Origin of the sequence: Streptomyces sp. NPDC021115 (assembly GCF_044333065.1) — a bacterium.
Taxonomy (GTDB): domain Bacteria; phylum Actinomycetota; class Actinomycetes; order Streptomycetales; family Streptomycetaceae; genus Streptomyces.
Map to the genome: position 1 here is coordinate 69,202 of NZ_JBIRQF010000029.1, position 13,625 is coordinate 82,826.

Annotated in this window: 11 protein-coding genes and 1 pseudogene; 2 read left to right on the forward strand and 10 right to left on the reverse strand. The window is 73.3% G+C overall.

The features are described from left to right. From ACH4TL_RS43535 to ACH4TL_RS43550, 4 genes are all read right to left on the reverse strand, one after another. Nucleotides 1-2,322: a glycosyl hydrolase family 95 catalytic domain-containing protein gene (locus ACH4TL_RS43535; RefSeq protein ID WP_398330551.1), complete on the reverse strand. Its 2,322-nt coding sequence runs from the start codon at nucleotides 2,320-2,322 to the stop codon at nucleotides 1-3. A 13-nt stretch (nucleotides 2,323-2,335) separates the two neighbouring features. Continuing rightward, a complete protein-coding gene (locus ACH4TL_RS43540) occupies nucleotides 2,336-2,836 on the reverse strand; it encodes a hypothetical protein (RefSeq protein WP_398330554.1) in 501 nt (166 codons plus the stop codon). A 191-nt stretch (nucleotides 2,837-3,027) separates the two neighbouring features. Next, nucleotides 3,028-5,277 carry an ATP-binding protein gene (locus tag ACH4TL_RS43545; protein WP_398330557.1) on the reverse strand — a complete coding sequence of 750 codons (2,250 nt, stop codon included), beginning with the start codon at nucleotides 5,275-5,277 and terminating at the stop codon, nucleotides 3,028-3,030. Between the two features lie 67 nt (nucleotides 5,278-5,344). Then, nucleotides 5,345-6,034, reverse strand: coding sequence for an alpha/beta fold hydrolase (locus tag ACH4TL_RS43550; RefSeq protein WP_398330560.1), 690 nt, complete (start codon nucleotides 6,032-6,034; stop codon nucleotides 5,345-5,347). A 6-nt stretch (nucleotides 6,035-6,040) separates the two neighbouring features. Here ACH4TL_RS43550 and ACH4TL_RS43555 point away from each other — a divergent pair. Continuing rightward, a pseudogene (locus tag ACH4TL_RS43555) lies at nucleotides 6,041-6,460 on the forward strand (acyl-CoA synthetase); the annotation flags it as partial. Here ACH4TL_RS43555 and ACH4TL_RS43560 read toward each other — a convergent pair. The 5 genes from ACH4TL_RS43560 to ACH4TL_RS43580 all read right to left on the reverse strand — a co-directional run bounded on the left by ACH4TL_RS43560 (nucleotide 6,457) and on the right by ACH4TL_RS43580 (nucleotide 12,191). Continuing rightward, on the reverse strand, nucleotides 6,457-7,056 hold the full coding sequence (locus ACH4TL_RS43560) for a chorismate mutase (protein WP_398330563.1): 600 nt from the start codon (nucleotides 7,054-7,056) through the stop codon (nucleotides 6,457-6,459). The pseudogene ACH4TL_RS43555 and the gene ACH4TL_RS43560 overlap by 4 nt on opposite strands. A gap of 67 nt (nucleotides 7,057-7,123) precedes the next feature. Next, on the reverse strand, nucleotides 7,124-7,813 hold the full coding sequence (locus ACH4TL_RS43565) for an alpha/beta fold hydrolase (RefSeq protein WP_398330560.1): 690 nt from the start codon (nucleotides 7,811-7,813) through the stop codon (nucleotides 7,124-7,126). 40 nt (nucleotides 7,814-7,853) lie between these two features. Next, the gene (locus ACH4TL_RS43570) at nucleotides 7,854-9,437 is read right to left on the reverse strand and encodes an acyl-CoA synthetase (protein WP_398330566.1); all 1,584 of its coding nucleotides are present in this window, start codon (nucleotides 9,435-9,437) and stop codon (nucleotides 7,854-7,856) included. Between the two features lie 11 nt (nucleotides 9,438-9,448). Then, on the reverse strand, nucleotides 9,449-10,552 hold the full coding sequence (locus ACH4TL_RS43575) for a nitronate monooxygenase (RefSeq protein ID WP_398330569.1): 1,104 nt from the start codon (nucleotides 10,550-10,552) through the stop codon (nucleotides 9,449-9,451). Nucleotides 10,553-10,634: 82 nt separating this feature from the next. After that, nucleotides 10,635-12,191 (reverse strand): phytoene desaturase family protein, encoded by a 1,557-nt coding sequence (locus ACH4TL_RS43580; protein WP_398330572.1) that lies wholly within the window; start codon nucleotides 12,189-12,191, stop codon nucleotides 10,635-10,637. A 249-nt stretch (nucleotides 12,192-12,440) separates the two neighbouring features. Here ACH4TL_RS43580 and ACH4TL_RS43585 point away from each other — a divergent pair, with 249 nt between their 5' ends. After that, nucleotides 12,441-12,656: a twin-arginine translocation signal domain-containing protein gene (locus ACH4TL_RS43585; protein ID WP_398330575.1), complete on the forward strand. Its 216-nt coding sequence runs from the start codon at nucleotides 12,441-12,443 to the stop codon at nucleotides 12,654-12,656. Between the two features lie 604 nt (nucleotides 12,657-13,260). Here ACH4TL_RS43585 and ACH4TL_RS43590 read toward each other — a convergent pair. Then, nucleotides 13,261-13,557 carry a hypothetical protein gene (locus ACH4TL_RS43590; protein ID WP_398330578.1) on the reverse strand — a complete coding sequence of 99 codons (297 nt, stop codon included), beginning with the start codon at nucleotides 13,555-13,557 and terminating at the stop codon, nucleotides 13,261-13,263. Nucleotides 13,558-13,625 lie beyond the last annotated feature (68 nt).

Genomic DNA, 13,625 nt, shown 5'->3' on the forward strand with positions numbered 1-13,625 from the left:
TCAGCCGCGGGCGGTGAAGCGGTAGGTGTGGCCGCGACGGGCCGCGAGCGTGACCGTAGCGGCATCCCCGGTGGCGTCGCGTACGGCCGGCTCGCGGCCCGTGGCGTCGTCGTGGGCGGTGTACGGGCGCGCGAAGAGGTCGCTGCGTATCCGCACCGGTCCGTCGTGTCCCGCCGCGACGGTGAGGGTACGGGCACGCCCCGCCCGCCAGGTGATGCCGACCGTGAGGTCGCCGTGGGCGCGCAGCCCGCGCACCGAGCCGTCCGGCCAGCGGCGCGGCAGGGCGGGCAGGACGTCGAGCAGCGCGTGGTGGCTCTGGAGCAGCATCTGGCCGATCCCGGCGGCGGCGCCGAAGTTGCCGTCGATCTGGAACGGCGGATGAGTGTCGAACAGATTGGGGAGAGTGGAATCTGTCAGTTGTCCGGCCAACAGCCGATGGGCGCGGTCGCCGTCGCGCAGCCGGGCCCGGAAACTGACCTTCCACGCCCTGCTCCAGCCGGGGCCGCCATCACCGCGCGCGTCCAGCGAGACCGTGGCGGCCCGGGCCCAGCGGCTGTCCGGGGCGATCTGCCGCCCGGGGTGGAGGGCGAAGAGGTGGGAGGCGTGCCGGTGGGTGTCGGCGGGGTCGTCCAGGTCGGCCTTCCACTCCTGGAGCTGACCCCAGGAGCCGATGCGCAGCCCCGGGTCGAGGGCGTCCAGGGCGCGCCGCAGCCCGGTCTGGAAGGCGGGGTCGTCGCCGAGGGTGCGGGCCGCTTCCAGCGTGGCGGTGAGCAGGTCGTGGACGATCTGCTGGGACATGGCGGGCCCGGCGGTGAAGTCGCCGTGCTCGGGCGAGTAGCCGGGTGAGACGACGAGCGTGCCGTCCCGGGGGTCCGGGTGCAGCGTGTCCAGCCAGAACGCGGCGGCCTCCCGCATCGCCGGGTACGCGGTGTCCCGCAGGAAGCCGGTGTCGAGGGTGAAGCGGTAGTGCTCGTAGAGGTGGTGGACCAGCCAGGCGGCCGCCTCCGGGAACCAGAACGCGGTGGGCCAGTCGTGGACGCCGGTGAAGCCGTACGGATTGGTCTCGTTGTGCACGACCCAGCCTCGGGCGCCGAACATCTCGCGGGCGGTGATCCGGCCGGGGGCGCGCAGCGCGGTGATGAAGCGGTGCAGCGGCTCGGCGGTCTCCGCGAGATGCAGGGCGTGCGCGGGCCAGTAGGCCATCTGGAGGTTGATGTTGGTGTGGTAGTCGGCCGACCAGGCGGGCTCCACGCTGTCGTTCCAGACGCCCTGGAGATTGGCGGGGAGCGGGGCGCCGGGGCGTGAGGAGGCGATGAGGAGATAGCGGCCGTAGTCGAAGAACAGCTCCTCCAGGGCCCGTTCGGCCGGGCCCTCCCCGCCGGTGTACGCGGCACGCTGCCGGTCGGTGGGCAGGTCCGGCGGGGCTTCACCGCCGAGGTCCAGCGCCGTGCGGGCGAACAGGGCGCGGTGGTCGCGGACATGACGGGCCAGCAGGGTGAGCCAGCCCTTGGCCGCCGCGGCGTCCACGGCCTCGGTGACGGCCCGGCGGGGATCCTCGCCGCGGTAGTCGGGGTGGCTGTCGGCGTAGTCGGTCCCGGCGGCGAGGACGAACCAGGCGTCGCGGGCGCCGGTGACGGTGAGCGTGCCGTCCGCCCCGGCCGTCAGGGTGCCGCCGTCGCACACCAGCCGCACCTGGGCCTCGAAGCGCAGCCCGTTGTCCGCCAGCGCGCCGCGTATCGTCAGCCGCCCGTCGTGGGCGGTGACTTGGTGGTCGCCGGGGCGCGGGGAGGTGTGGCGCAGGGTGAAGCCGACGGGCCCGGGGGCCGCGCTCAGCCGTCCGGCGATCACCCGATCGGGGTACGAGGCGAAGAACGCGCGCTGGTGCCGTGCCCCGTGGGCGGCGTACTCCACGAGGACCACGCCCCGGCGGAGGTCGAGCCGTCGGCGGTAGCCGTCCGGGGACGCGGGCTCGCCGTGGATCTCCAGCCACAGATCGCCGAATGTCTGGTAGGCGCCGTAGCGGGCGCGGGGCTGCCCGAGGCGGGCCGCCACGTCCTCGGGGGCGGCCGCGCCGCGCTCGTCGATCAGCCGCTGGACGGCCGCGAGGGCGCCGGGGCGCGGCTCACGCCAGGTGCCGTGGTCGTACGGCGGGGAGCCCGGGCCGCCGGGTCCCCCGGTCCATAACGACTTCTCGTTGAACTGGATCCGCTCCCGGGCCACGCCGCCGAAGACCATGGCGCCGAGCGTTCCGTTGCCGATGGGCAGCGCCTCCCGCTCCCAGTCCGCCGCGGGGGTGTCGTACCAGAGCGTCCGGCGGGCCATCGGGGATCTCCCCTCAGCCCTGCTGGAACATCTCCGCGGGCAGCGGCTTGAGCAGCCGGTAGAGGTCGTCGGTGATCGGCCGGTCCCAGCTGGCGATGGTGACGAGGACGCCGTCGCTGCGGTCGAACTGGGCGCAGGAGATCCGGCCTTCGGACAGCTTGATCCGGCGCACGATGAGGAGGTTGTCGTCGTGCATGACCGGGGTGTCCTCGGTGTCCACGACCTGGACCTGGTCCTCGTTGCCGAGGGCGGCGAGCAGCTGCGTCACCTCGAACGGAGCCTGTCCCCCGGCCACCTCGCGGGCCGGGGAGCCCTCGGGCAGATTCCCGATGATCATTGCCGGGCCGCGGCCGCCGAACAGGTCGTAGCGCAGGAAGACGCCCTGGCAGGTGCCGTCAGGTGCGGGCAGCAGCCCCGCGCCCAGATCGCCGGGCCAGTCCCCCGGATCCATGGCCAGGACATCGAAGTCCGGCCCGGTGGGCGTGGCGGCGCTGCGGCGGCGGAGGAAGGACATGCGGACATGGTACGTGGCCCGCCGCCGATTCCCCTGCCCGGGAGCACCGTCTTCCCACGCCCCGGAACCCCCTGCTCCCGCCGCCGTGGGCCCGGTCACCGGGCGCCGCGGACCCGGGTCTCCGGGCGCCCCCGGACTCGGCCACCGGCCGGCCGCCGGGCACAGTCGGCGGACGCCCGGCGGAGGCGGGCTCAGTCGGCGGGGAGCGGGCCCGGTGGGCGGGTGGGGCGGGGGCCGCCCAGGAGCGTGGCGAGGCCGCCCCGGTCGGTGCCCACCTTGCGGTAGACGTCGGACAGCAGCCGGGCCACCTCGCGCTCCGGGAGGCCCATCGCCTCGCCGATCCGGTCGTCCGGCCAGCCCTCGGCGGCCCGCTCGGCGACGGCCTGCTCCTGCGAGGTGAGCGGGCTGGTGTGATCGACCCGCAGCTGCATCGGGCGCAGCCCGGCGGCGGACAGCTCGTCGCGGGCCCGGGCCGCGAGGGTGTCGGCGCCGCACTGGACGGCGCCCTCCAGCCCGCGGTAGAGCCGCTCCCCGGCCTCCTGCGGCAGGCCGACGCGGCGCAGCGCGGCGCCGTGGTCGACCAGCGCCACGGCCAGGTCGTACGCGGACGGCGAGCGCTCCAGATGGCCGACGGCCTCGGCCAGCATCCTGAGCCGCTCCGATCCCTGGGCCACCGCGGCGGCGCTGTGCAGCGCCCGGCCGATCGCGGAGTGGGTGCCGAACTGGCGGGCGCGGCGCACCGCGTCGTCGGCGACCTCGGCGGCCTGGCCGGGGTCGGTCAGCGCGAGGGCCTGGGACATGTGGAGCTGCCAGGGGCACCAGGCGGGGTTGCGCATGCCGCGGCCGTCCATCCGGCGGCCGACGTCGGCGAGCTGCTGCCGGGCCTCGCCGTGCAGGTTGGAGGCCAGCAGCAGTTCGCCGCGGACGGTGGGCACGTCGGGGCAGAGCACGGCCTGCGGAAGGATCTCGCCGCCGTGACCGGCCGCGAACTCCTGTGCCTCGCGGATCCGGCCGCGGCTGATCAGGGTCTCGATGAGGGTGCCGACGGCGGTCCAGTGCGCGGGCGTCGAGGAGCCCACGAGGTCGGCGATGCGCATGCCCTCGCGGGCCAGCTCCTCCGCCTCGACGAGCGCTCCGCGGCGCAGCCGGGCGTATCCGAGGAGGGTGATCCCGAACGCCAGGTGGGAGCCGCGCCAGCCCTTGCGCTCGCATTCCGCTATGCCGGTGTTGAACAGCGCCTCGGCGCGTCCGGGCTGGTCGCAGTGGAGGAAGATCAGGGCGACCAGGATCGGCACCTCGAAGCCCCAGTCGTCATCGGTCCAGCTCAGACCGTCGCCCAGGGCCTCTTCCGCGTAGTGGAGGGCGGTGGCCGCCGGTTCTCCGCGCGTCATCGCGTCCCAGGCGCGCAGGCCCAGCAGATAGCGCTCGGCCATGCCGCGCCCCGTGAGGTGGTCGGCGAGCCGGGCGAGGCGCCGGGAGCGGGCCGGGGACTCCTTCTCGTCGGCGCGGAACATGTTCCACATGAACTGTTCGGCCTGCATCCGCAGCCGGGTGCGGGCGCTGGTGGCCCGGCCCACCTCGACGGCGACGACCTGCGCGGCCTCCTCCATGCGGCCGCTGTGGCCGTACGCCTGGGCGAGCCGGTAGGTGATCGCCTCGCGCAGGTCGGAGCCGAGATCCGGTTCCTCCAGGGCGGCCCGCAGGTGGTTGACGGTGACGGACGGCTCGGTGAGCTGGGCGGAGCAGCCCAGCTCGTACAGGACCGCGGCGCGCTCCTCCGGGGCGGGCGGTTCACGCAGCGCGCGGGCGAGGCAGCGGCGCCCGGCGTCGGGCGCGCCGGCCCGCAGATACTCCCGGGCCGCCTCCCTGAGGTGGCGCACCACCCAGGAGTCGCCCTCGGGGTGCATCTCCAGCAGATGGCGCCCGGCGGCCGCGGAGCCCAGGCCGGCGGAGAGCACCACGGTGGCGGCCTGGCCGTGCATGGCCACGCGCAGCGCGCCGGGGATGGCCTGGTAGACGGCGGTGGCGATGAGCGGGTGGAGGAATTCCAGCGGCTGGGCACCGCGGGCGCCCTGCCGGGGCGGGGCGAGGATGCGGGCGTCCGCGAGCCGCGCGACCTGCTCGGTGGTCTCGGTCTCGCTGAGCCCGGCGACGTTGGCCGTCAGCGACGGGGTGGCCTCGATGCCGAGGACGGCGACGGCCCAGGCGAGGCGGACGGCGGCGGTGCCGAGCCGGGTCAGCCGGTCGCCCAGGCCGCTGTCCTTGGCGGCGGCGACCCGGTCCGCGACCAGCAGCCGGTCGGCGGACAGCCCGGCCAGTGGCCGCAGTTGGCCGTGGGAGGGCCGCGCGGGCGCAGCGGTGGCTCCCCCGGCTCCCGCGGCCAGTACGGCGGCGGCGAAGGCGGCGATCAGAACGGGGCGCGGGGAAACGGACGGTCGCACGGCGGGACACCTCTCTCGGCGGCGTGGGCGGCGCGGGCGATGATCGCCCACCGGGAGCGTACGCGTCCTACGCGTCCAGGAACGCCCCTATCGCGGCGAGGAACTCCTCGGGGCGGTTCTGGTGGACGCGGTGGCCCGCGTCGATGGTGACCAGACGGCAGTCCGGTATGCGCTCCGCCATATCGGCCAGCAGCTCCTGCGGGATGTGGCTGGCCGGGCCGCCGCCGATCACCAGCGTGGGCGCGGTGATTTCCGAAAGCCCCTCGGTCCAGCCGGGGTCCGGGGCGTTGCGCTGCTCGGTGAACTGCGTCTTCACCGCCCAGTCGAAGTACAACCGCCCCGCCGGGCGCGGCGGGACCTCCAGCGGCGGGTCCTGGGGCAGCAGCGGCGGGGCGTCCTCGATCACCAGCCGCTCGGTAAGCCATGGGAAGCGCTGGGCGACGAGATAGGCGACCACGCCGCCGTAGGAGTGCCCGATGAGGGTGACGCGCTCAAGACCGAGCGCCGCGAGGAACCCGGCGACCTCGTCCCGCAGCTGCTCCAGGGCGTAGTCCCCCGGCCAGTCGCTGGAGCCGTGGCCGCGCAGGTCCAGCGCGTACACCCGGCGGCCAGGGGCGAGGCGCGGCGCTATGGCGAGCCAGTCGACGCCGTCCTCGCCGAGGCCGTGCAGCAGCAGGACGGGCGGGGCGCCCGCGGCGCCCCACACCCGGTACGTCAGCTCCACCCCGTCCACCTCGACACTGTCAAGTGTGTGCATGGGCCCGCGGAGACCTTCTTCGAGGCGGACGGCGAACGCTGGGTGCTCCTCGGCGACATGGGCACGGTCGACGAGGACGGCGTGATCACGGTCCTGGGCCGGGGCTCCCAGTGCATCAACACCGGCGGCGAGAAGGTGTACCCGGAGGAGGTGGAACAGGCCCTCAAGGCCCATCCGGACGTGTACGACGCGCTGGTGGCGGGCGTCCCCGACGAGCGCTGGGGCAACCGGGTCGCGGCCGTCGTCCAGCCCCGGGAGGGGGCCGGGGCGCTCACCCCCGACGCGGTACGGGACCACTGCCGCACCCGGCTCGCCGGGTACAAGATCCCCCGTACGGTCGTCTTCACCGACCACATCCAGCGCTCCCCCAGCGGCAAGGCGGACTACCGCTGGGCCCGCGCGGTCGCGGCCGGGGACGCGCCCTAGGAGGCGCCGGGCGTCTCGCACACCGACGGCAGCGCGCGGGCCAGGCCCACCGCGTGCAGCCCGTCCAGCCGCTTCTCATGCCCCGTGGCCAGGGCCCCGGCCAGCAGCCGTCCCTGGCACGAGGGGGCGGTACGGGCGTCGGCGGCGTCCGCGATCGCGCGGACCAGTTCGCCGTTGATGCGGTTGATCTCCAGCCGGACCTTTCCGAGGTCGGGGCGCTCGGTGGGGGCCGAGGACGGGTCGGCCTGCCACCGCCGGTACAGGCCGCGCTGGACGACCTTGCTCGCCTCGATCTGGTCGCGGAAGATCCTCGACGTCGCCTCGGGGTCGCCGCCCACCTCCCGGGCCTGCTCGGCGACCGCCTCCAGCACCTGCTGCTCCCGGGCCGGGTCGTCGATCGGACTGTCGGTGCCCCACTTGGCGGCGGCGACCCGGTCCGCGACCAGCAGCCGGTCGGCGGACAGCCCGGCCAGTGGCCGCAGTTGGCCGTGGGAGGGCCGCGCGGGCGCAGCGGTGGCTCCCCCGGCTCCCGCGGCCAGTACGGCGGCGGCGAAGGCGGCGATCAGAACGGGGCGCGGGGAAACGGACGGTCGCACGGCGGGACACCTCTCTCGGCGGCGTGGGCGGCGCGGGCGATGATCGCCCACCGGGAGCGTACGCGTCCTACGCGTCCAGGAACGCCCCTATCGCGGCGAGGAACTCCTCGGGGCGGTTCTGGTGGACGCGGTGGCCCGCGTCGATGGTGACCAGACGGCAGTCCGGTATGCGCTCCGCCATATCGGCCAGCAGCTCCTGCGGGATGTGGCTGGCCGGGCCGCCGCCGATCACCAGCGTGGGCGCGGTGATTTCCGAAAGCCCCTCGGTCCAGCCGGGGTCCGGGGCGTTGCGCTGCTCGGTGAACTGCGTCTTCACCGCCCAGTCGAAGTACAACCGCCCCGCCGGGCGCGGCGGGACCTCCAGCGGCGGGTCCTGGGGCAGCAGCGGCGGGGCGTCCTCGATCACCAGCCGCTCGGTAAGCCATGGGAAGCGCTGGGCGACGAGATAGGCGACCACGCCGCCGTAGGAGTGCCCGATGAGGGTGACGCGCTCAAGACCGAGCGCCGCGAGGAACCCGGCGACCTCGTCCCGCAGCTGCTCCAGGGCGTAGTCCCCCGGCCAGTCGCTGGAGCCGTGGCCGCGCAGGTCCAGCGCGTACACCCGGCGGCCAGGGGCGAGGCGCGGCGCTATGGCGAGCCAGTCGACGCCGTCCTCGCCGAGGCCGTGCAGCAGCAGGACGGGCGGGGCGCCCGCGGCGCCCCACACCCGGTACGTCAGCTCCACCCCGTCCACCTCGACACTGTCAAGTGTGTGCATGGGCCCGAGGATACGGCCGAAAGTGCTGGGTTCACCCCCGTCACACGGGTCGCTCGTGCCCTTCCCAGTACGGCTCCCGAAGCCGCCGCTTGTAGAGCTTGCCGTTGGGGTCGCGGGGCATCTCCGCGATGAAGTCGACCGACTTGGGGCGCTTGTAGCCCGCGAGCCGCTGTGCGCAGTGGTCGAGGATGGCGGCCGCCAGCTCCGGGCCCGGGGTGTGGCCGGGGGCGGGTTCCACGACCGCCTTGACCTGCTCGCCCCAGTCGTCGTGCGGGATGCCGAAGGCGGCGGCGTCGCCGACGGCGGGGTGGGTGAGCAGCGCGGACTCGATTTCGGCCGGGTAGATGTTGACCCCGCCGGAGATGATCATGTCGATCTTGCGGTCGCGGAGGTAGAGGTAGCCGTCGTCGTCGAGGAGGCCGAGGTCGCCGACGGTGAAGTAGTCCCCGATGCGGTTCTTGGCGGTCTTGCCCTCGTCCTTGTGGTAGCTGAAGCCGCCGGTGCTCATCTTCATGTAGACGGTGCCGAGTTCACCTGGCGGCAGTTTCCGTCCGTCGTCGTCGAAGATGGCGATCTCGCTGATGGGCCACGGCTTGCCGACCGTTCCCGGCTTCTTCAGCCAGTCCTGGGCGGTGGCGAAGGCGCCGCCGCCCTCGCTGGCCGCGTAGTACTCCTCGACACAGCCGCCCCACCAGTCGATCATGGCGCGTTTGACGTGGTCCGGGCAGGGCGCGGCACCGTGGATGGCGTGGCGCATCGAGGACACGTCGTAGGACCGCCGTACCTCCTCGGGGAGCGCGAGCAGCCGGTGGAACTGGGTGGGAACCATGTGGGTGTGGGTGCAGTGGTAGGTGTCGATGAGCCGCAGCATCTCCTGGGGCGTCCACTTGTCCATCAGCACCAGCGGATGGCCGATGTGCAGGGACGAGGACGCGAACTGGAGGACGGCCGTGTGGTAGAGCGGTGAGCACACCAGATGGATGTGGTCGGGCTCCTCGGCGCGGGGCCGGATGCCGAAGAAGCGCAGGAAGCCGCCGAGATGGCTCTCCTCGGGGAGCTTTCCGGTCAGTGGGCGCCGGATGCCGCGCGGGCGTCCCGTCGTACCGGAGGTGTAGTTCATGACCCAGCCCAGTTCGCGGCCGGTGGGCGGCTCCGGTGACTGTCCCTGGAGGAGTTCTGCGTACGGGCGGAAGCCCTCTACGGAGCCGACGGCGTAGCGGTGGGTGGCGGGCAGCCCGGCCTCGTCGGCGGCCAGGGCGGCCTGGGTGCCGAAGCGTTCGTGGGCGATCAGCACCTTGGCGCCCGAGTCGGAGACGATCCACGCGATCTCGGGGCCGACCAGGTGGTGGTTGACGGGCACGAGGTACAGCCCGGCCTGGGTGGCGGCGAGCGCGGCGGTGAAGAACTCGACCCCGTTGGGGAGGACGACGGCGAAGGCGTCACCGCGCCGGAGCCCGGCGTCGCGCAGGCCGCCGACGAGTTGGTTGCACGCGGCGTGCAGCCGGGCGGCGGTCCACTCCTCCCCGTCGGGGGCGACGAGGACGACGCGGTCGGGTTCGTGTCCGGCCTGGGCCCAGAAGCCGACGGGGATGGTGCGGGCCGGTTCGCTGGTGGTGGCAGTCATCGGTGGTCTCCCTATGCCCGTCCGGCGATGCGGTTGACACGGTCGATGGCACGTTCGAAGCCCCTGGTCAGGTCGTCGAAGACGGCCTGCACGCTGCGGGTGGAGTTCATCCGGCCGACGATCTGCCCGACCGGGGTGCCGAGCAGCGGTTCCACCTCGTACTTCTGGATGCGCGAGACGGCCTCGGCGACCAGCAGCCCCTGGAGCGGCATCGGCAGCGGCCCGGGGCCCTGCGGATCGTCCCAGGCGTCCGTCCAGACGGTGCGCAGCTGGCGGGCGGGCTTGCCGGTGAGGGCGCGGGAGCGCACGGTGTCACCGGAGCCGGCGGCCAGGAGCTTGGCGGTGAGCGCGGCCGAACGCAGTTCGGCCTCCTCGGTGGTGAGCCAGATCGAGCCGAGCCACACGCCCTGGGCGCCGAGGGCGAGTCCGGCGGCGATCTGTTCGCCGCTGCCGATGCCGCCCGCGGCGAGCACGGGCAGCGGGTCGACAGCCTCGACGACCTCGGGGGTGAGCACCATGGAGGCGATCTCGCCGGTGTGGCCGCCCGCCTCGTAGCCCTGGGCGACGACGATGTCGAGGCCCGCGTCCCGGTGGTGACGGGCATGGCGGGCGCTCCCGGCCAGCGCGGCGACGAGGATGCCGCGGTCGTGGGCGCGGGCGACGACGTCGGCGGGCGGCGAGCCCAGCGCGTTGGCCAGTAGTTTGACGGGGTAGTCGAACGCCACGTCGAGCTGGCTGCGGGCGACCTGCTCCAGCCAGCCGGTGATGCGCCAGCCGGACGCCTCGCCGTCGGCGAGTTCGGGCACTCCGTGCTTGGCCAGGGTCTCCGCCACGAACGCGCGGTGCTCCTGCGGGATCATGGCCTCGATGTCGGCCTCGCTCACCCCCTCGACCTTCTTCGCGGGCATCACGACGTCGAGGCCGTACGGTTTGCCGTCGGTGTGCTCCTGCATCCAGTCCAGGTCGCGGGCGAGGTCCTCGCCCGCGGCGTAGCGGACCGCGCCGAGCACGCCGAACCCGCCCGCGCGGGTGATCGCCGCGGCCACGGCGGGGAACGGCGTGAAGCCGAAGATGGCGTGCTCGACACCCAGCCTTGTGCTCAGCTCCGTCTTCATGCGGGGCAGGATGCCGCAGGGGGGCGGGGAGCGGAAGGGTTTTTCTGACGTTCCGTCAGATTTTTTGAGCGACGGTACGGGACTACTCCCCCAGCACCGCCATCGCCGCGTTGTGGCCGGGAATCCCGCTGACCCCGCCGCCGCGCACCGCGCCCGCGCCGCACAGCAGCACATTGGCGTGGCGCGTCTCCACGCCCCACCGGCCGGTGCCCTCCTGGGCGTACGGGAAGGCCAGCTCGCGATGGAAGATGTTCCCGCCCGGCAGCCGCAGTTCGCGGTCCAGGTCCAGCGGGCTCTTCGCCTCGACGCACGGCCTGCCGTCCCCGTCGTACGCCAGACAGTCGGCGATCGGCTCGGCGAGATGGGCGTCGAGCTCGGCGAGGGTGTCCCTCAGCAGGGTCTCCCGGGTCGCCTCGGGGTCGTCCCCGAACAGCCGGGCGGGGGTGTGCAGCCCGAACAGGGTCAGCGTCTGGTAGCCGCGCGCGGCCAGGTCCGGGCCGAGGATCGACGGGTCGGTCAGCGAGTGGCAGTAGATCTCCGACGGTGGCCGCCGCGGCAGCTCCCCCGCGGCCGCCTGCCGGTACGCCTCCTCCAAGTCGCCGTAGCCCTCGGCGATGTGGAACGTACCCGCGAACGCCTCGCGCGGGTCCGCCCCGGGGTCCCGCAGCGCGGGCAGCCGCCGCAGCAGCATGTTCACCTTCAGCTGCGCGCCCTCGGCGGGCGGGTCGGGCGGCTCCTCGCCGAGCAGCCGCGCCAGCTCGCGCGGGGCGGCCCCGACCAGCACATGGCGGGCGCCCACGACGTGTTCGCCGTCCCGGTCCTGGTACGTCACCTCGGCCGCCGTCCCGTCGGTGGCGATCCCCGTGACCTCGCAGCCGGTCGCGATCCGCGCACCCGCGAGGCTCGCCGCGTGCGCGAGCGCCTCGGTGAACGCGCCCATGCCGCCGACGGGGACGTCCCAGTCGCCGGTGCCGCCGCCGATCACGTGGTAGAGGAAGCAGCGGTTCTGCCGCAGCGAGGGGTCATGGGCGGACGCGAAGGTGCCGATCAGCGCGTCGGTGAGCACCACGCCCCGCACCAGGTCGTCCTCGAACGCCGCCTCGACCGCCTCCCCCAGCGGCTGCTCGAACAGCGCCTCCCACGCCGCGTCGTCCCCGATCCGGGCGCGCAGCGCGTCCCGGTCCGGCAGCGGCTCGGTCAGCGTCGGGAACACCCACTCGGCCACCCGCCCCGTCATCCCGTAGAACCGCTCCCAGGCAGCGTACTCCCGCTCCCCGCCGGTCAGCCGCGCGAACGCCTCCCGGGTCCTGGCCCCGCCGCCGGTCTCCACCAGCAGCCCGGTCGGCCGCCCGTCCCGGACGGTGGGGGTGTACGAGGAGACGGACCGCTTGCGGACCGCGAACCGCAGCCCCAGGTCGTCGACGATGCGCTGGGGCAACAGGCTGACCAGGTACGAATAGCGCGAGAGCCGGGCATCCACCCCGGCGAACGTGCGCTCGGACACGGCCGCGCCGCCGATGTGGTCCAGCCGCTCCAGCACCCGCACGCTGCGCCCCGCCCGGCCCAGATAGGCGGCGGCGACCAGGGCGTTGTGGCCGCCACCGACGATGACGACGTCGTAGGCATCGCTGTCAGACATGCCCCCTCATTAGCACGCGGTGATCGCCGCGGCCACCCGGCCCATCGCGCGCGGCCGCCGGGTGACGGCACACATCGACCACTTTGCATCGAGATCGAGCTAGATACAATCTAGGCCGATCCCCTCGCACCTCATAAGGCAATTCAGATCCATCAACGCCAACTACTGTATCAATACGCGGCTTGAGACAACATAAGGCGCCCGACGCTCACCCGCGGGCCCCACCCGCCCGGAACGACAGCAGGGATCATGAGCCAAGACCGCACCGACGTCCCGCCCGTGCCCGTCCGTCCGACGCGCCGCCGGGTGCTGCGCGGCGGCGCCGCCGCGGGCGTCCTCGCCGCCACCGGCGGCGCGCTCCCGGGCTGCACCGCAGACGAGGCGGACGCCGCCGCCCAGCCGGTCCCCGCGTACTATCCGGCCGCGTACGACAAGCTCGTCGACGCGTCGCGGCGTGAGCGATAGCTGCTCATCTACTCGAACACCTCGCAGACCAACTGGCAGCCGATCTTCGAGGCGTTCGCCCGGCGCTACCCGTGACTGGCGGACATCCGCACCACCAACCTCGGCGGCTCGGCGGTCTACGAGCGCTACTACAGCGAGGCCGCGAGCGGCACCTTCCCCACCGGACTGCGGTCGTTGGCCCGGATCGTGGAACTCGAACATCCGTCGCAAGCACCGCCGCCCCAGAAGCCCGGACGGGCAGACCCGGGTACGCGAGATGCTCAGCTACCTCGCCGCGGCACTACCGGCCGGCACAGGAGCCGCTGGCGGAATGGCCGAAGCCGAGCGATTGGCACGTGAGTGCGGCCTGGCATCCACTGCGCTACCCGACGTGCTCGCCCAGTTGACAGCCGCGCGGATCGTCAGTTCATGGAGTCTGACGTCGGCGTCGGGAGAGCTGTGCTGGATACTGACGAAACGCCACGGACGGCACGACAGATCACCGATCGTGTTGCCGACAGCGGTGCCAGCTCCCTGGGCTGGGATTGCTCTGGTCGAAGCCCAATACTGACTCGCCGACGTGGGCGTTTCCTCGGGCCTGCCCGGAGTATCCGCAAGCTGCCGATCATGTGAGCGGGTTCTCCGTCGTCGCCGAGTACTGCCTGGTCGCAGACTCCCACCGTGACTCCTCATCAGTTAAGGGCTCGGCTCGGCATCGTCCCGCGGTCACCGTCGTGACGATGACCTTGACTTGTTCCGGATCGACGGAGGCAGCGAAGGCCCAACCCGCCTCTTCCAGCGGATAGGTGGCGGTGATGATGCCGTCTGTGTTGGCAGCACCTGAGGGGATCAGAGACAAGGCGGCGCGATAGTCGTCGGCGGTGTACATCAGCGAGTGAAGCTTCCCCTTGTGAGTGGACACCTGGAGACTGGAACCTGAGGTTCCAGAGGAAGTAGTGCCAGGTGGGTAGTCAGTACTCGAAGCGGTAT